The organism is Microbulbifer sp. ALW1, assembly GCF_009903625.1.
GTDB lineage: Bacteria > Pseudomonadota > Gammaproteobacteria > Pseudomonadales > Cellvibrionaceae > Microbulbifer.
This window is the reverse complement of the sequence record NZ_CP047569.1, coordinates 3025071-3043587: the sequence shown is the minus strand read 5'-3', so window position 1 is coordinate 3043587 and position 18517 is coordinate 3025071. Positions and strand designations below refer to the sequence as shown.

Genomic DNA, 18517 nt, shown 5'->3' with positions numbered 1-18517 from the left:
GGTATTCCTGAGTTGCGGTGCCGGATAACCGGCCGGAAAATCGCACCTGGAGCTGATACTGCAGGCGCTGGAACAGTTGCTTTACCCCTCTTCGCCGTGTTCATCCTGTTCGTCCGCCTCGATCTCACACAGCAGCGGATGCTCGTGATCTCTTGCGAACTGATTTACCTGTGCGGCCTTTGTTTCCGCTATATCTCGAGTATAGACACCACAGATGGCTTTTCCCTTAGTGTGCACCTGTAACATCAGCTGCGTGGCGCGCTCACGATTCACATAAAAGAAAAGCTCCAGCGCCTCAACCACAAACTCCATGGGCGTGTAGTCGTCATTGAGCATGACCACTTTGTACATTGGCGGTCGCTTGAGTCGAGGCTTGGCCTCGGCCAGTGCGGTGCCGCCCTCCGCACCGTGAAAGTAGTGATCGTCACCACCCTCGCCTTCGTTCGAGTGTAGTTTAATGATTTGTGATTTTCCCATAGTGCCAGTCAATCAGAATTGCGGAATCAGTTCACAGTGCTGGCGCCCCCATTATTGGTAGCAAGCCTGAGTCTCGACTCGTGCGCCCATTTTGGTCGGGTTCAGCTTCTGCGGTGAAAATTGCGAGCGGCCATTGTAACCCCAAACCCCTCCGGGCACAGTCCGCCCAGGCTGATTCACTTGACAAGGGCTGGGGTCTTGGCTACAAGAGGTATTAACCGCGCCAACGCGGTTTAAGGCACTCGCAAAACGTTGTACAAATGACTTTGTGCATCGCAACAAGCGCATGAAGCGCGATAACAATAATTAATACAATTTTTGGCGGCCAGCAGTCGCCCCGGCAATTTAGAGGGATTTCGCCATGCCTACCGGTACCGTTAAGTGGTTCAATAATGCCAAGGGATATGGATTTATTCTGGCTGATGAGGGTGGAGAGGATCTGTTCGCACATTATTCGGCAATTCAAATGGAAGGGTATCGCACCCTGAAAGCCGGCCAACAGGTTCAGTTCGATATTATTCAGGGTGATAAAGGCTACCACGCTGCCAACATCAGTCTGCCGACGACGGAAGCCCCGCGGGCCTCCAGTCCTGCGCCACAGGCTCAGTCCATGCGAGAAAAAGAAACCGAAGACGCCCTCGGCTAACGGCTCGCAACCTCGCATTGCGCTTACCGGGCGCTCGGCTCCCGGTAGCCAATGCCAGCTATAACCCTAAGGTGATGACGCCACAACCCGGCGACAGATCACATACTTTCCTGCGCACCGCCAGTGGCACACACGTGCCAGCCACGGGACCTTGCCGATCCGGCAACTAGAACCCCAGGCTCTCGTCCAGCGCTTAAAAAAGACAAAAAAAACCCCGCACCTTTCGGTGCGGGGTTTTTCATTCGCTGAGGATCAAGCCATGTGCTTGATAACTTCCTCACCGAACTCGGAGCAGGACTTCAGTTCTGCACCATCCATCAGACGCTCGAAGTCATAGGTAACGGTCTTGGCTTCGATCGCACCTTCCACACCTTTAACAACCAGCTCAGCGGCTTCGTTCCAGCCCAGGTGACGCAGCATCATTTCTGCGGACAGGATCAGGGAACCCGGGTTCACTTTGTCCTGGCCAGCGTACTTCGGTGCAGTACCGTGGGTAGCTTCGAACAGAGCCACTTCGTCAGACAGGTTGGCACCCGGTGCGATACCGATACCGCCTACCTGGGCAGCCAGGGCGTCAGACAGGTAGTCGCCGTTCAGGTTCAGAGTGGCGATTACGTCGTATTCGGCCGGACGCAGCAGGATCTGCTGCAGCATGGCGTCGGCGATCACGTCCTTAACCACGATTTCCTTGCCGGTGTTCGGGTTTTTGAAGCTGCACCAGGGGCCGCCGTCGATCGGCTGAGCGCCGAACTCTTCGCGGGCAATTTCGTAGCCCCAGTCGGCGAAGGCACCTTCGGTGAACTTCATGATGTTGCCTTTGTGCACCAGGGTCAGGGAGTCGCGGTCCTGATCGATGGTGTACTGCAGGGCTTTACGCACCAGGCGCTTGGTGCCCTCTTCGGAAACCGGCTTAACACCGATACCTACGTTCTGCGGGAAGCGGATCTTCTTAACACCCATTTCTTCCTGCAGGAACTTAACAACCTTGTTGGCTTCGTCAGTACCGGCTTTCCACTCGATACCGGCGTAGATGTCTTCGGAGTTTTCACGGAAGATCACCATGTCTACCTTGTTCGGCTCTTTAACCGGAGAAGGTACACCGCTGAACCAGCGCACTGGGCGCTGACATACGTACAGATCCAGCTCCTGGCGCAGGGCAACGTTCAGGGAGCGGAAGCCGCCGCCTACTGGAGTGGTCAGAGGGCCTTTGATGCTGACAACGTATTCTTTGATAGCTTCCAGGGTTTCAGCCGGGAACCAGTCGCCGCTGTAGGTTTCAGCCGCTTTTTCGCCACAGTAGATTTCCATCCACTCGATGGCTTTCTCGCCGCTATACGCCTTGCTGACCGCAGCGTCGATCACTTTGCGCATTACCGGGGTGATATCCACACCGATACCGTCACCTTCGATGAACGGAATGATCGGGCTGTTTGGTACGTTCAGAGAACCGTCTGCATTGACTGTGACTTTTTGGCCGTTGGCCGGCACTTGGATATGACCCATTAAGTTGACTCCCGTAACTCTTTGACTAAACGTCCGGCTTTGTGGGCGGAAAACCGGCATAATGCGCCGAATATCCACCGCCGGTCATGGTTGCCGCCCATTGCTTGCGCCGTTGCAGTCGCAGGGCTGGCTAAAAATCGGCGGGATTATATCAGCATCCGCCCATTTTTGTAGTTTCATTACAACTAAGGCAGTAGTCGTCATTTCAAACAGCACCATGAGTCACCTGATCCTTTTCAATAAGCCCTATGGGGTACTCTGCCAATTTACCGACTCCGAAGGCCGCCCCACGCTGGCGGACTATATAAAGGTCCCCGGGGTCTATGCGGCCGGCCGACTGGACTTTGATTCAGAAGGCCTGCTGTTACTGACCGACGATGGCCAGCTACAGCACCAGATTGCGCACCCCCGCAACAAGTTGCCGAAGGTGTACTGGGCCCAGGTCGAAGGCGAGGTAACGGCGGAAGCCTTGTGGCAGCTGCAGAAAGGGGTTTCCCTTAAAGATGGCGTGACCGCACCCGCCGAGGCCCGCCTCATCGCCGAGCCGGATTTGTGGCCCCGCCAGCCGCCGATCCGCGAGCGGAAGTCGATTCCTACTTCGTGGATCGAACTCACCATCCGCGAGGGCCGCAACCGTCAGGTTCGCAGGATGACGGCGGCTGTCGGCTTCCCTACATTGCGACTGGTTCGCCGGAAAATTGGTGATTGGGACCTGGGCGAGCTGGGCCCTGGAGAAACGCGCACCCTGGAGGTAGAGTCCCCCCGGGCAACCTCTATAGAGAGACCCGCGAAGAGACCCGCTAGTCGCGGGAAGCCCCGCGGCGGGAGTGCAAAAAAGCCACGCTCCAGAACAGGCGAAAGCTCCAGTGCCAGAAATCCCGGCGACAGAACCGCCAGTGGAGCCAATGGCGCGAATGGAAAGACACCCGGGAAACGGCGCCCTCCGGCGCGACGCCGGCCACGCTAGGTCCGCAAAACCGCCGATGTCACACGCAGCGACTAGGCTGTTAAAAGAGTATTGGCGCCAAAGCCCTCGCATTGAAAATAGGGCCCGTTTAACCCCCCATTGGTCACAAAGGGGATTCACAGGTAAAATGCGCCCCCAATTTTGCCCCACTGCGGTTGAAATACCGCACTGGCGCCTCACTGTAACCCCCGGTATTCATGTCAGATTCGGACTTGCCTGTGCAGCAAACCTCTAGCGACTCCAGCATTCACGCCTCGGACGACGTCAAGCGTGTCATCGTAGGCATGTCGGGTGGCGTAGACTCCTCGGTGGCCGCCCTACTCCTGATGCAGCAGGGGTATCAGGTGGAAGGCCTGTTCATGAAGAACTGGGATGAGGATGACGGCACTGAATATTGCACCGCACGGCAGGACCTGGCCGATGCGGAGTCCGTGTGCGCCCGCCTGGGTATCAAGTTGCACACGGCCAACTTCGCTGCCGAGTATTGGGACAACGTATTCGAGTACTTTCTCGCAGAGTACAAGGCGGGCCGTACGCCCAACCCGGATATCCTGTGTAACCGTGAAATCAAATTCAAAGTGTTTCTGCAGTACGCGGAAATGCTTGGCGCTGACGCCATTGCCACGGGTCACTATGCCCGCCGCCGGGATGAAGACGGCCGCACCTACCTGCTGAAAGGACTCGACGGCAACAAAGACCAGAGCTACTTCCTGCACGCGGTGGGTGAAGCGGAATTTGCCCGCTCGCTGTTCCCACTGGGCGAGCTGGAGAAGCCCGAGGTTCGGCGCATAGCCGAAGAAAATGGCTTCATTACCTCCACTAAAAAAGACAGCACCGGTATCTGCTTTATTGGTGAGCGGCGCTTCAAGGACTTCCTGGAGCAGTACCTCCCCGCACAGCCCGGTGAAATGCAGACGCCGGAAGGCGAAGTGATGGGTCAGCACAGCGGTCTTATGTACCACACCATTGGCCAACGCCAGGGGTTGGGTATCGGCGGCGTCAAAGGCGCTGGCGACCAGCCCTGGTATGTGGTCGGTAAAGACCTGGAGCGCAATGTGCTGCTGGTTGCCCAGGGCAAGCACCACCCCCTGCTCTACTCCACCGGGCTCACCGCTACCCAGGCGCACTGGATCAATGGCACTCCGCCGGCACAGTCATTCCGGGCTACGGCGAAGACCCGCTATCGTCAGGAAGATCAGGATTGCCAGATTACCGTGGGTGAGCATGGTCAACTGACCATTGCATTCGACCAGCCCCAGCGGGCTGTGACCCCCGGTCAATCGGTCGTGATTTATCAGGGGGATGTTTGCCTGGGTGGCGCGGTCATAGATCAGGCAACCGGGATAGGCGAAGCCGGTCTCGACGCACAGGGAAAAAAATTGGCAGCAGGGAGCAACCCTTGAGTAACTGGCGAGAACAGGCACTGGCACTGGCGGGCGTTTTCCAGGCGGCAATTCTCGTTGAGCGCCTGGCGAAAACAGGTACCGCGCCGGCGGAGCAATTGGAAACTGAGGTCTACAGCCTTTTCCAACAAAACCCGGAAACTACCGACGATGTGTTCGGTGGGGTCGAAAAAGTCTTGCCCGGATTGCGCGCAGCCCGCCAATTGCTGGCTACCCGTACCCACCCGGAGTACACCGACTGCCTGCGCTATGTACTGTCCATCCTTTATTTGCAGCGTCAGCTGACGAAGAAACCGGACCTGCTGTCCATTATCGGCAGCAGGCTGGAAAAGGCACAGACGCAAACGGACCACTTTGGCATTGGCCACGAAAACGTTTACGCCAATCTCGCCAGTATTTACAGCGACACCCTGAGTACCTTCCGCTTCCGCATCCAGGTGCTGGGAGATTTCAATTTCCTGCAGCAACAGCGCATCGCCAACCAGATTCGCACCATGCTATTCGCGGGAGTGCGCGCCGCCATGTTGTGGCGGCAGCTGGGTGGCCGCCGCCTGCATTTGCTGTTTCAACGCAAGAAACTGATATCCGCGATGGACGCCTTGATCGCGAAATACGAATCACTGGAACACTGATTTTTTCAATTTTCCGCCGCACTTGTGGGATTCCTTCACCAGCGGCAGAGCTCAATACCGGAGAGACACCATGACTGTCGAGTTGTCCGCCCTTACCGCGGTTTCCCCCATAGATGGACGCTACGAAAGCAAAACCGCCCCGTTGCGCGACATTTTCAGTGAATACGGCCTGATCCGCGCCCGCGTGGAAGTGGAAGTGCGCTGGCTGCAACAACTGGCCCGTCACGAAAAGATTGCGGAAGTCCAACCGTTCACCGGCAATAGCAACCAGATTCTCGACCAGATTGTTGCGGAGTTTTCCCTGGAAGACGCCGAGCGCATCAAGGAAATCGAGCGCACCACCAACCACGATGTGAAGGCGGTGGAGTATTTCCTCAAGGAAAAAGTAAAAGGCGACGAGCAGCTGAACGCAGTGAGTGAGTTCATCCACTTTGCCTGCACTTCCGAGGACATCAACAACCTGTCCCACGCGCTGATGCTGCGCGCAGGTCGCGACCAGGTCCTGCTGCCGGCGATGAACCAGATCGTCAACGAAATCGCTACCCTGGCGAAAACCTTTGCCGACGTTCCCATGCTGTCCCGCACGCACGGGCAGACAGCCAGCCCCACTACTGTCGGCAAAGAGCTGGCCAATGTGGTAGCACGCCTGCGTCGTCAGGTACAGCAGATTCACGAAGTGGAACTGCTGGGGAAAATCAACGGCGCCGTGGGTAACTACAACGCCCACCTGTCCGCTTACCCGGATGTCGACTGGCAGGTAAATGCGGAAGCCTTCGTCACCTCACTGGGACTGACCTGGAACCCGTACACTACCCAGATCGAACCCCACGACTATATCGCCGAGCTGTTCGATGCCATTGCGCGCTTCAACACCATTCTGATCGACTTCGACCGCGACATCTGGGGCTATATCTCCCTGGGTTATTTCAAGCAGAAAGTAGTTGCCGGTGAAGTCGGCTCTTCGACCATGCCGCACAAGGTCAACCCCATCGATTTCGAAAACTCCGAAGGTAACCTGGGTATTGCCAACGCAGTCTTCCAGCACCTGGCGGCAAAGCTGCCAGTTTCCCGCTGGCAGCGCGACCTGACCGACTCCACCGTACTGCGCAACATGGGCGTTGGCGCTGGCTACTCGGTGATTGCCTATGCCGCCACCATGAAAGGTCTCGGTAAACTGGAAATCAACCGCGCGCGTCTCGAGGAAGACCTCAACAACGCCTGGGAAGTGCTGGCAGAGCCGATTCAGACGGTCATGCGCCGCTACAACATCGAAGAGCCCTACGAGAAGCTAAAAGCACTGACCCGCGGCCAGGGTATCAACAAGGATACGCTCGCCGCCTTTATCGATGGCCTCGATATGCCGGAAGCCGCCAAGCAGTCCCTGCGTGAAATGACGCCGGCCAGCTACATCGGTAACGCCATCGACCAGGCAAACAATATCTGAGCCTCGCTCAATCCACATTTTCGGAGATGTCGCCATGACGGAGTCGGGCTTGCGTAACACCATTCAACCGCTGACCCATCTTGGCGATATCCCGGTGGAGACCTTTTTGCGGGAGTTCTGGCAAAAAAAGCCATTGCTGATCCGCAACGCCTTTCCCGATTTTGCCTCCCCCATATCCGGCGAAGAGCTCGCCGGTATGGCGCTGGAGGAGCAGATTGAATCCCGCTTGATTGAAGAGCAGGGAATCGAAGGCCCCTGGCAGCTGCGCTGCGGCCCCTTTACCGAGCAGGACTTTTTCAATTTGCCCAAATCCCACTGGACGCTGCTGATCCAGGCGGTTGACCAGTGGATTCCAGAAGTTGCCGCGCTTAAAGACCACTTCCGGTTTATTCCCGACTGGCGTCTGGACGATATCATGATCAGCTACGCTGCCGATCAGGGTAGTGTCGGCCCCCACTACGATTTTTACGATGTATTCCTGCTGCAGGCGGAAGGCAATCGCCGCTGGCATCTGGGCCCCAAGGCCGATGCCAGCAGTCCACGTGTGGAGGGCACCCAGCTCAATATCCTGCGGGACTTCGAGTCCGAGGCCAACTGGCTACTGGAACCCGGCGATATGCTGTATCTGCCACCACAATTCAGCCATTGGGGTATCGCCGAAGGTGGCTGCACCACCATCTCCGTGGGCTTCCGTGCGCCTTCGGCCCGCACCATGCTGGAAGACCTGGCAGCAGAACTCAGCGCCGGCTTGCCGGATCACTACCGCTACACCGACCCGGATCTGACACTTCCCGCAAACCCATCAGAAATTGATACCGCTACCGTGAGCCGTGTGCAGCGGCAGCTGGCAGAGTGGCTGCAGCAACCGCAGAACATCGCCCAGTGGTTCGGAGCCATCATGACCGAGGCCAAGTACCCGGATACCGTGGCGCTGGATGCCGGCAGTGCTGAGGACTGGCGCGAACACCTCGCCGAGGGGGGCGAATTGATGCTCAACCCCGGTTCCCGCTGCGCCTTTTGCCGTGACCCGGCCAGCCTGTTTATCGATGGCGAGGCATTCCCTGCCCCACTCCTGTTCGCCGAGGGCTTCTGCAACACCCGCAGCCTCACCCAATCGGATGTAGACGGCTATCCGGAGCTGATGGCCCATGGCGGCCTGCTGGATCAGCTGGTTTCCCAGGGCAGCCTGATTTACCCTGAGCTGCTCGACGATGAGGAAGACGAAGAAGACTGGGAGGAATAAACATGAGCCTGTTTGTGCGCCTGGCCGACTGGCAGACAGATAAAGCCACCATTCGCGATATCCGGCAGAAGGTCTTTGTGGAAGAGCAGAAGGTTCCAGCGGACCTGGAATGGGATGAGCACGAAGAGACTGCCCAGCACTTCCTGATTTACCACCACAATAAGGCAATCGGAACCGGACGCCTGACCGGCGGCGGCAAAATCGGTCGCATGGCCATATTGAAAGAAGCCCGCGGACTTGGCGCCGGGCTGGAACTGCTCAAGCGTATCTGCAAATTTGCCCGTATCTCTGGGCAAAAAAATGCCTACCTGAATGCCCAGGTACACGCGATCCCCTTCTATGAAAAGGCGAGCTTCACCGTGACCGGGGAGGAATTCATGGAGGCTGACATCCCCCATGTGCGCATGGAACTCACCCTGAGCGAAAGTGAGCCCAGTGAAAACCTCGACGACTGGAACCGCTGAGCCAACACAAGGCTCGGTAGCAATAGAATCCGGTAACAATAGGGTTCGGTATCGGTAATAAAAAAATTGGATCTGACCGCCAACGCAGTCAGATCCAATCAAGGGGGATCAAACTCTTTGTCTTCACTTTCCGCCAGGTTGTTTTTTTGCAACACAACCTCGCGGGAAGCGCTCGAGGGGAACTCTTTAAGAAAGCCCTTTAAGGAAACCTTTTAAGAAAACCCTCTAAGTAAGCTATCAGGCTACGGCCTTGAACTCTCTCGCATCCCAGATCGGCACCACGTTTTTGCGCTCGATCACGTCCACATCAATCCCGCGGGCAGCCGCAGTCTCGATGAAGTCGGCGATGGTTTCTGCCACGTCGTGATTGATATACACACAATTGCGTTTGTCGAGAATCACGTGCGCATTGTCTGGAACTTCACTCAGCTCCTTGCGAATGGCGCCCTTGTTGAGGAACGTCACTTCTTCTGCCAGCTGCATATTGATCCGAATACGATCACCCTCTTCCTTATCCTGTTTTTTATGCAGGAAGTGAGAATTGAGGTAGTTGCGTCGCAGCAGTGCAAATATCGCGGCCACCATACCGACACCAACACCGGTCAACAGATCCGTGAACACCACGCCCAGCACAGTGATCACAAACGGCAAAAACTGCTCCATGCCACTGTCCCACATCTTGCGGAACAGCGCCGGCTTGGCCAGCTTGTAACCGGTGAGGATCAATACGGCCGCGAGAACACCCAGGGGAATCATATTGAGCCAGGTGGGCAGTGTCGCCACGCACACCAGCAACAAGAAACCGTGGCAAATCGTCGACGCTTTGGAGCTCGCACCCGTCTGCAGGTTAACCGAGCTGCGTACAATTACCTGAGTCACAGGCAGGCCACCGATCAGGCCAGACACGGAGTTACCCACGCCCTGCGCCACCAGTTCACGATTGGTGGGTGTGGTGCGTTTCAGCGGATCCATCTTGTCGATGGCTTCCACACTAAGTAGGGTTTCCAGGCTCGCAACGACGGCAATCGTCGCCGCAACTGTCCACACCAGCGGATTGGACAGTTGTGAAAAGTCGGGCAGCGTAAACAGGCCAACAAACTCATTGAAACTGGTCGCCACCGGCACAGTCACAAGGTGGGATTCATTTAGCCCCAGGCTCGCAGAATGGCCAAACAACAGGTACAACACCACGGCAGAAAGCACCGCCACTACCGGACCCGGCACCATGCTGAGCCAGCGGGATTTTTTTACCAGCGGGGTTTCCCAGGCTATCAGCAGCGCGAGTGACAGCGCGAAAATCACCAGCACCCCGGGGTGCACACCTGCCCAAAGTACAGACAGGCCATCGCTCATTGAAGCCCCATCATCCAGACCGAAGGCATAAGGAATCTGCTTCAACACGATGATCAGACCGATACCGGTCAGCATTCCGTTGATCACGGACGAGGGAAAGAAATAGCCGAAAATGCCGGCCCGGAGCAATCCGAGCAGTATCTGCATCAGGCCACCGATCACCACCGCCAGCAAAAAGATTTCGAAGGAACCCAGGGTTTCAATCGCGCTCAGTACGATAACGGTGAGGCCTGCTGCCGGACCCGAAACGCCGAGCCGAGACCCGCTCACAGCCCCCACCACAATTCCGCCGACAATACCGGCAATCAAGCCGGAAAACAGCGGGGCGCCCGACGCAAGTGCGACACCAAGGCAGAGTGGCAGCGCGACAAAAAACACCACGACACTCGCGGGAATGTCTTTTTTGAAATTCTGCAAGTCCATCACCGTAACTCCTGTACTACTTTTCAGTCATCGTGATCGACGGAACTAATCACCAGAGTGACCAGACAAATTGATCCAGACCTGGCCACAGGAGCACGGCAGAATACGGGCAGTCGCTTTCAGCAACCTTTCACTGCACCCGATAAATGAATGTCTGCAGAGTCAGGTACAAATCCGCGGAATCGTGTATCTTTCGCTCATCTGAAGTGTCACTGAATCCCCTATTTCATGAATATTTTGCTGGTAGAAGATGACCCACTGATCGCGGAGGGTTTGTTGCAGGCTCTCAAGCAGAGTGCCTATACCGTGCTGCATGCCCCTTATGCCGAGCGCGCCGAAGGCTTGTTGCACGCCAATGATGTGGACCTGATGATTCTCGATCTCGGATTGCCAGATATGGACGGCCTGGAACTCCTGCGCCGCGTGCGTGCGCGCCAGAGCCGTGTACCGGTGCTGGTATTGACGGCCCGCGACGGCGTTGAACAGCAGGTCGCCGCCCTGGATCAGGGGGCCGATGACTACATGGAAAAGCCCTTCGACCTGCGGGAGCTGGAAGCGCGCCTGCGGGCACTGCTAAGGCGCAGCCACAATCTTTCGACGGACGAAGTTACCTTGGGTTCACTGCAATTGAGCCCCTTCCAGCGCACCGCGTCCCTGAATGGCGAGCGCCTCGAACTACCCGCGCGGGAATTCGAGATTCTCGAAATCCTCGCCCTGAGTGCCGGCAAGGTGGTTACCAAAGCGCGCCTGGCGCACCGCCTCAGTCGCGAGGGCGATGAAGTGGGCGATAACGCGGTGGAAGTGTATGTGCACCGCCTGCGCCGCCGCCTTAAAGACTCGGGACTCGCCATTCGTACCCAGCGCGGTGCGGGTTACGTGATGGAGAGCGCTGATTGAACACCCGCCTTGATTTGCGCTCCCTGCTACTGCTGCTGGTGGGCGGGCCGCTGTTTGTGCTGCTGCTGATCGAGATGATGATCACCTTCGGCATCGGCCTGCATGTGACCAATCAGGTGTTTGACCGCTGGCTATTAGACTCGGCCTACTCCCTCGCCCAGGAAGTTCGCCGGGAAAATGGCGAGCTGGTGCTCTACGCAGACGAGGCAGCCATCGAGGTTTTCGAATGGGATGAGCTGGATGAAGTTTACTACCGCGTTTCCACCCTTAACGGGCAAGTGCTCGGCGGCAGGAGTGAGTCCTGGGTCAATGCCAATATCGATACTTTGAAAAAAGGACCAGTATTTACCAATTTGCAAATTGAAGGCGAGTGGGTTCGCAGTGTCACGGTACTCGCCAATGCGGATACCCCCGCTGATACTGCGGTAGTGAGTGTCGCGGAAACCCTGCACAAGCGCATCCCACTCTCTCGCACACTGATGCTCGATGTGGTGCTGTCCAAGGCGGCAATGATCGTGGTGACACTGCTGGTCGTCGCCTTTGCCCTAGGTCGCGGGATTCGCCCCCTGCTCAAGCTCAGCCAGGATCTCGCCAATCGCTCCCCCCGGGACCTGACCCCCATCAGCACCCAGGCTGCGCCCAAGGAAGTACACACGGTAATCGACAATACCAACCGTTTGCTGGGACGGTTGGACGACGCGTTTAGCGCGCGCGAACAATTTATTGGCAATATTTCGCACCAGCTGAAAACGCCGCTGGCTGGTATTAAATTACAGGCGCAGCTGGCACTGCGGGAACAGAACCTGGAAACCGCGCATCAGGCGCTGGAACGCATCTGCCAGACTACCGATGCCATGACCCACCTGAATAATCAGCTGCTCAAACTGGCGCGCGCGGAAACGGCATCAGGCCGGGGCCTGCGCAATGAACCGGTCGCGCTGGACAATGTGGTACGCGAGGCCGCGGAAAGCCTGCGGGAACTGGCTCGGGGCCGAAGCGTGGAGGTGCACCAGGATTTCAGTGGCGAATCTCTGGACACATTTAAAGTGCCCGGCGACTACTTCTTGTTGCGGGAGCTGGTATGGAACCTGATGGAAAATGCCATTCTCTACGTGCCGGAAGGCGGCAATGTGTGGGTGGAGCTAATCCGGGAAAACGACAAAATTCGACTTGCGGTAAAAGACGACGGGCTGGGCATTCCCCGCGAACACTGGCCGCAGATTTTTGAACGGTTTTTCCGCTCAAAAATTACCGGTGAAGGCTGCGGGCTGGGTCTCGCCATCGTGAAAGAAATCGCTTTCGCCCACGGTGCCACGGTCGCATTACAGGAAGCACCCGATACCACGGGCGCTTGCTTTGTCTGTACTTTTCCAGCACTGCCCGCAAGGTGAACGTGAACAGTAGCCCTGACAAGGCACTGTGAACAGTAGACCTGAAAAAGCACCGTGAAAACCGTTCTTTAAACAATCCGCTGGGGAGCACTGCTGGGTTCCAGGCGGATTGCAATGTACTTGGACGTAGGGGTAAAGCTGCCAATGCCGTAGCTTTCCAGGGGCACTAACGGGTTCGCTTCCGGGTAGTAAGCAGCAGCCTGCCCCTTGGGAATATCAAATTCGATCAGCGTAAATCCCTGCACTCTCCGATCCACATCGTCACTCCACAGAGAGACAATATCCACCAGCTGACGGTCGGCAAAACCCAGGCGATGGATATCGTCCTTGTGCGCGAACAACACCCGTCGATTGCCCGTTACGCCGCGATAGCGGTCGTTTAGTCCATACACTGTGGTGTTGTACTGGTCGTGGGAGCGCAGGGTCTGCAACACCAAATCCGCCTTGCGCGCGCCCTCTTTGCCGATTTTGTCCAGCACGGCTTGCGGTAATGGCGCAGGTAGCGTGTGGCTAACGAAATTTGCTTTGCCATTTTCTGTCTTCCACTGGCGCAGGCCCGCGGAATTCTGCAGGTAAAAGCCGCCGGGAGTTTCCAGCTTGCGATTGAAATCCTCAAACCCCGGGATTACATCGGCGACCAGCTCGCGAATACGCCCGTATTCTTCCACCAGATGTAACCAGGCTACCGGTCTTTCTCCCAGGGTCGCCTGGGCAATCCCTGCAATAATCGCCGGTTCCGAGCGCATCTCCTTCGACAGCGGCTTCAACTGCCCAAATGAGGCATGCACCATACTGAAGGAATCTTCTACGGTGACCGCCTGGGCGCCACTCGTCTGCATGTCGATATCCGTGCGCCCAAGGCAGGGCAAAATCAATGCGCGCTTGCCCGTTACCAGGTGGCTGCGATTCAGCTTGGTACTGATCTGCACGGTGAGATCACAATTGCGCAAGGCGCTGTGGGTGCGCTCGGTGTCTGGCGTGGCCTGGGCGAAATTGCCACCGAGACCGATAAACACTTGGATCCGCCCTTCCAGCATGGCTTCGATCGCCTTGACCACATTGACCCCCGCGTCCCGCGGCATCGGCATCTCGAACCTTTTCTCCAGCGCATCGAGAAACGGTGCCGAGGGGTTGTCATCAATCCCCATGGTGCGATCGCCCTGCACATTGCTGTGACCACGCACCGGGCACAAGCCAGCGCCGGGCCGGCCGACCTGGCCGCGCAGCAACTGCAGGTTGGTTATCTCCTGAATGGTGGCCACAGAATGTCGATGCTGGGTAATGCCCATGGCCCAGCAAATGATCGTGGCCTTACTGCGACTGTAGATGTGTGCAGCGCGCTCCAGCTCATCCAGTGCCAGTCCGCTGTAGGAAACAATTTCATCCCAGCTCGTTGCCTCCACCACTGCGCGGTAAGCTTCATAGTCCGCGCAGTGTTCCTGAATAAACGCAAGATCCAGCGGGCCAGCCTCTCCGGCCTGCTCCGCTTCATCCTGCCACTGGAACAGGAATTTGGCGATTCCGCGAATCACCGCCATATCACCGCCGAGAGACGGACGGAAGTAATCCGTATTCATGGCGAGTTCGCCACCGGTGAGCATCTGCAGGGCATTTTGCGGCGCCTGGAATCGCTCCAGCCCGCGCTCCCGCAATGGATTGAAAACCAGCACCTGCGCCCCGCGCGCAACGGCTTCACTGAGCGGTTCCAGCATTCGCGGATGATTGGTGCCCGGGTTCTGGCCAATAACAAATATGGCTTCAGCCTTATCGAAGTCTTCGTAGGTGACCGTGCCTTTGCCGGTGCCAATACTCGCCTTCAAGGCCACGCCACTGGCCTCGTGGCACATGTTGGAGCAGTCCGGCAGGTTATTGGTGCCATAGCTACGGGCAAACAGCTGGTACAGGAACGCCGCCTCATTGCTGGCACGACCGGAGGTGTAGAACGCCGCTTGATCCGGTGACGCCAACTGTTTGAGCGCGTCGGCAATCAGGGTAAACGCGTCTTCCCAGCTAATAGGCCGGTAGAAATTGCTGCTGCCGTCGTAAACCATCGGCTCGGTCAGGCGGCCCTGGTATTCAAGCCAGTAGTCGTCCTGGGCCAGCAGGTCCGGCAACGCGTTGCTGGCGAAAAATTCCCGGTCGACGCCGCGCCCTGAGGCTTCCCAGTTCACCGCCTTGGCACCGTTTTCACAGAAACGAATACGCCCCTCTTTTGGCGCCTCACCCCAGGCGCAGCCGGGACAGTCGAAACCGCCGTTCTGGTTGGTCTGCAGCATGGCACGCAGATTTTTGAACGGCTGGCGACTGTCGAGCCAGGCGTGGGCCACGCTGCGCAGAGCCCCCCAGCCAGCGGCTGGTCGTTGGTAGGGACGGAAGCGAAAGCGGTCGACGGGAGTTTTCATTGGGCATTCCTGAATCGATTTGTTGCCGGATCAGCCGATGGCACTAATTAACGGGAACCACTGTAGATACGCGGCATATCGTCTTTTGGCTGGTGCACTAAGTTAAGCCGATAGCGCCTGGCCCAGCGCACACTGATATCCGACGGCGATGACAGAGTGACGAGTGTTCCGACACTGGCGCGCACCGATTTCTGGATCAGTTCCAGACTGCAGCGGCTGGTGACGGCGACAAACCCATGCTGAAGGTCCAGCCCCTCGGCCAAACAGGCGCCGAGTAGCTTGTCGAGCGCATTGTGTCGGCCGATATCTTCCCGACACAGGCGGGTATTACCGGCTTGATCCACATACAGGGCGCAGTGCATGGCGCCGCGCAACTGCCGCTCTTGCTGCACGGAAAGGAACCTATCGCGCATTTGCGCCAAGTGATGGACCGGGGGCAGAGGCAGATTCTGTTTCCGGGAGCACTGCGCATCGGCGGATGCTTCACGTGAAAGTACGTCAATAGACAACGCTTGAGAAAGTGCCTCCACCCCACAGAGACCACAGCCGCTGGTACCGGTCATAGTGCGACGCTGATGCTTCAGGCGATTGAGGGCGCGCTGACTAAGGGTGATTTCCAGTAGCACCCCCTCTTCCACGGTGATCAATTCCACATCCAGGATCTGTTCGCGCTGCTCGATGATTCCGCTGGTAAAACTGAACCCCAGAGCAAAATCATCCAGATCATCCGGCGTCGCCATCATCACTGCGTGGTTGAGTCCGTTGTAACTGATGCCCACTGCCACCTCTGACGCCAGTGGCTGTATCTCGTCTCGAGGGCTGCCACTATCAGCTGCAGGACAATAGTGTTGATAGGATTGTTCGCTGTACTTCATACGAAAATGTGCGGAATAACGGCGGCTTCTATTGCATGGAATTGGTTGAGCTTACACAAATATTCCGTTGTTTGGGCGCCCATAAATTTGTACCCCATAAAAAAGCCCCGCGCGAAGCGGGGCTTTTTATTTTCATTTTCATTGGTGACACTCGAGCCATTGTTGGCTTCAACCAATAATCGCCAATGTCGTGACTGCCTCGGCTATCACGACTATCGCTGGCTGGCCTTGAATTCCCGGCGGCGACGGTGCAGAACCGGCTCGGTGTAGCCATTGGGCTGGGCACAGCCTTCAAATACCAACTCACAGGCAGCCTGGAAGGCAATGCTGGCGTCGAAATTCGGCGCCATATCCCGGTAGCTCGGATCCGCAGCATTCTGGCGGTCAACAACGGCCGCCATGCGCTGCATGGTTTCCTCAACCTGCGCCCTGGTGCAGATACCCTGCTTCAGCCAGTTGGCAATATGCTGCGAGGAAATCCGCAGGGTAGCGCGGTCTTCCATCAGGCCTACATCGTGGATATCCGGAACCTTGGAGCAACCAACGCCCTGGTCAATCCAGCGCACCACATACCCGAGGATACCCTGGGCGTTGTTGTCCAGTTCACGCTGGATTTCCTCCGCGCTCCACTGGGGGTTGTCTGCCACCGGCACCGTCAGGATGTCGTCGAGACTGGCGCGTTTGTGCTTTGCCAGCTCTTCCTGCACTTTCGCCACATCGACTTTATGGTAGTGGAGTACGTGCAAGGTGGCAGCGGTGGGCGACGGTACCCACGCAGTATTGGCCCCGGCCATTGGGTGACCGATTTTGGCCTGCATCATGGCCGCCATCATATCGGGCATGGCCCACATACCTTTACCGATCTGTGCGCGACCTTTGAGGCCGGTCGCCAGTCCGGTGTCCACATTCCAGTCTTCATAGGCGGCAATCCACTTGGACTGTTTCATTTCGCCCTTACGGATCATCGGTCCCGCCAGCATGGAGGTATGGATCTCGTCGCCCGTGCGATCCAGGAAACCGGTATTGATGAATACCACCCGTTCTTTGGCAGCGGCAATACAGGCTTTGAGGTTAACCGTGGTGCGGCGCTCCTCATCCATGATGCCCATTTTCAGAGTGTTGCGCGCAAGACCCAAGGCATCTTCGATACGATTGAACAGCGTATTGGCAAAGGCCACCTCTTCCGGCCCGTGCATTTTCGGCTTAACGATATAGACGCTGCCGGCGCGGGAATTCTTGATATCGCCATTGCCGCGCAGATCGTGGATGGCGATCAAGCTGGTGATCATACCGTCGAGGATACCTTCCGGTACTTCATTGCCGTCTTTATCCAGAACGGCATCGTTGGTCATCAGGTGACCCACATTGCGCACGAACATCAGGCTGCGCCCCGGCAGGGTCAACTTGCCACCTTCTGCTCCGGCGTATTCGCGATCCGGGTTCAGTGTACGTACAACTTCCTTGCCGCCCTTGGACAGGGTTTCCTTCAGGTCGCCCTTCATCAGGCCGAGCCAATTGCGGTAAACCACCACTTTGTCTTCTGCGTCTACCGCAGCGACGGAATCTTCACAATCCATAATGGTGGTGAGCGCCGATTCCAGCAGAATGTCTTTGACACCCGCTTTATCGGCTTTGCCGATGGGGCTTGTACTATCGATCTGAATTTCAAAATGCAGGCCATTGTGATTCAGCAGGATGGCCTCAGGCGCTTCCTGATCACCGCGATAACCGGCGAACTGGCGACTGTCTTTCAGGGCTGCCACTTTGCCATTGCGCAATACGGCTTCCAGCAGTGACCCGTTGATACGGTATTCACGCACTTCGGTATGGCTGGTGCCGTTGAGGGGTGCAGCCTGATCCAGGAATTCGCGACCATAATCGATCACCTTGCTGCCGCGCACCGGATTGTATTCGCCGCCTTTTTCCGCCCCGTCCTCTTCACCGATTACGTCGGTGCCGTAGAGTGCGTCGTAGAGGCTGCCCCAGCGCGCATTGGCCGCGTTCAGGGCATAGCGGGCATTCATTACCGGCACCACCAGTTGGGGGCCCGCCATGGTGGCGATTTCCGGGTCGACATTTTCCGTCTTCGCAGAAAAATCGGCCGGTTCTTCTACCAGGTAATGAATTTCCTTGAGGAAATCCTTGTACTTGTCCAGATCGCGATAGCCCTGGGGATTGTCGCTATACCACTGGTCCATGCGCGCCTGGATGGCATCGCGCTTCTCCAGCAACGCACGGTTGACCGGCGCCAGGTCATTGACGATTTTTTCAAATTCCGCCCAGAACACATCAGCACTGACTCCTGTGCCGGGGATTGCCTCTTCCGCAATCAATGCGTGCAGTTCTGCAGCGATCTGCAGACCGCCAATACGGACTCTTTCCGTCATGTCTGACCTC

General features: G+C 57.1%; 15 protein-coding genes. 9 read left to right on the top strand and 6 right to left on the bottom strand.

Translation table 11 applies throughout. The features are described 5' to 3' along the window. Positions 1-81 precede the first annotated feature (81 nt). Complete coding sequence (clpS, locus tag GRX76_RS12665; RefSeq protein ID WP_160153653.1) at positions 82-477, bottom strand: ATP-dependent Clp protease adapter ClpS; 396 nt, start codon at positions 475-477, stop codon at positions 82-84. Positions 478-838: 361 nt separating this feature from the next. On the opposite strand from clpS, the gene cspD reads away from it, so the two are divergent. After that, complete coding sequence (cspD, locus tag GRX76_RS12660; protein ID WP_160153652.1) at positions 839-1123, top strand: cold shock domain-containing protein CspD; 285 nt, start codon at positions 839-841, stop codon at positions 1121-1123. A gap of 252 nt (positions 1124-1375) precedes the next feature. On the opposite strand, the gene icd is transcribed toward cspD, so the two are convergent. Continuing rightward, positions 1376-2626 carry an NADP-dependent isocitrate dehydrogenase gene (icd, locus tag GRX76_RS12655; protein WP_160153651.1) on the bottom strand — a complete coding sequence of 417 codons (1251 nt, stop codon included), beginning with the start codon at positions 2624-2626 and terminating at the stop codon, positions 1376-1378. Positions 2627-2843: 217 nt separating this feature from the next. Here icd and GRX76_RS12650 point away from each other — a divergent pair, with 217 nt between their 5' ends. From GRX76_RS12650 to GRX76_RS12625, 6 genes are all read left to right on the top strand, one after another. Beyond that, positions 2844-3593 carry an rRNA large subunit pseudouridine synthase E gene (locus tag GRX76_RS12650; RefSeq protein ID WP_160153650.1) on the top strand — a complete coding sequence of 250 codons (750 nt, stop codon included), beginning with the start codon at positions 2844-2846 and terminating at the stop codon, positions 3591-3593. 218 nt (positions 3594-3811) lie between these two features. Then, positions 3812-4996, top strand: a complete 1185-nt coding sequence (gene mnmA / locus GRX76_RS12645) for a tRNA 2-thiouridine(34) synthase MnmA (RefSeq protein WP_305075857.1) — start codon at positions 3812-3814, stop codon at positions 4994-4996. Beyond that, positions 4993-5628, top strand: a complete 636-nt coding sequence (hflD, locus tag GRX76_RS12640) for a high frequency lysogenization protein HflD (RefSeq protein ID WP_160153649.1) — start codon at positions 4993-4995, stop codon at positions 5626-5628. Before mnmA ends, hflD begins: the two co-directional genes overlap by 4 nt. Positions 5629-5698: 70 nt before the next feature. Beyond that, positions 5699-7072 carry an adenylosuccinate lyase gene (gene purB / locus GRX76_RS12635; protein WP_160153648.1) on the top strand — a complete coding sequence of 458 codons (1374 nt, stop codon included), beginning with the start codon at positions 5699-5701 and terminating at the stop codon, positions 7070-7072. A 49-nt stretch (positions 7073-7121) separates the two neighbouring features. After that, on the top strand, positions 7122-8315 hold the full coding sequence (locus GRX76_RS12630; RefSeq protein ID WP_236250351.1) for a cupin domain-containing protein: 1194 nt from the start codon (positions 7122-7124) through the stop codon (positions 8313-8315). A 2-nt stretch (positions 8316-8317) separates the two neighbouring features. Next, positions 8318-8779, top strand: coding sequence for a GNAT family N-acetyltransferase (locus GRX76_RS12625; RefSeq protein WP_160153646.1), 462 nt, complete (start codon positions 8318-8320; stop codon positions 8777-8779). 237 nt (positions 8780-9016) lie between these two features. On the opposite strand, the gene GRX76_RS12620 is transcribed toward GRX76_RS12625, so the two are convergent. After that, positions 9017-10555: a SulP family inorganic anion transporter gene (locus GRX76_RS12620; protein ID WP_160153645.1), complete on the bottom strand. Its 1539-nt coding sequence runs from the start codon at positions 10553-10555 to the stop codon at positions 9017-9019. 228 nt (positions 10556-10783) lie between these two features. Between GRX76_RS12620 and GRX76_RS12615 the strand changes: the two genes are divergently transcribed. Both GRX76_RS12615 and GRX76_RS12610 read left to right on the top strand, forming a co-directional pair. Further along, positions 10784-11452 (top strand): response regulator transcription factor, encoded by a 669-nt coding sequence (locus GRX76_RS12615; RefSeq protein ID WP_160153644.1) that lies wholly within the window; start codon positions 10784-10786, stop codon positions 11450-11452. Then, entirely contained in the window at positions 11449-12843 is a 1395-nt protein-coding gene (locus GRX76_RS12610; RefSeq protein WP_160153643.1) for a sensor histidine kinase, read from the top strand. The genes GRX76_RS12615 and GRX76_RS12610 overlap by 4 nt, the downstream gene beginning before the upstream one ends. A gap of 68 nt (positions 12844-12911) precedes the next feature. Here the strand turns inward: GRX76_RS12610 and GRX76_RS12605 are convergent, their stop codons facing one another. The 3 genes from GRX76_RS12605 to GRX76_RS12595 form a co-directional block, all read right to left on the bottom strand. Continuing rightward, positions 12912-15245 (bottom strand): FdhF/YdeP family oxidoreductase, encoded by a 2334-nt coding sequence (locus tag GRX76_RS12605; RefSeq protein WP_160153642.1) that lies wholly within the window; start codon positions 15243-15245, stop codon positions 12912-12914. A 47-nt stretch (positions 15246-15292) separates the two neighbouring features. Beyond that, positions 15293-16120, bottom strand: coding sequence for a formate dehydrogenase accessory sulfurtransferase FdhD (locus tag GRX76_RS12600; protein ID WP_160153641.1), 828 nt, complete (start codon positions 16118-16120; stop codon positions 15293-15295). 212 nt (positions 16121-16332) lie between these two features. Further along, positions 16333-18507 (bottom strand): malate synthase G, encoded by a 2175-nt coding sequence (locus GRX76_RS12595; RefSeq protein ID WP_160153640.1) that lies wholly within the window; start codon positions 18505-18507, stop codon positions 16333-16335. Between the last annotated feature and the right edge of the window lie 10 nt (positions 18508-18517).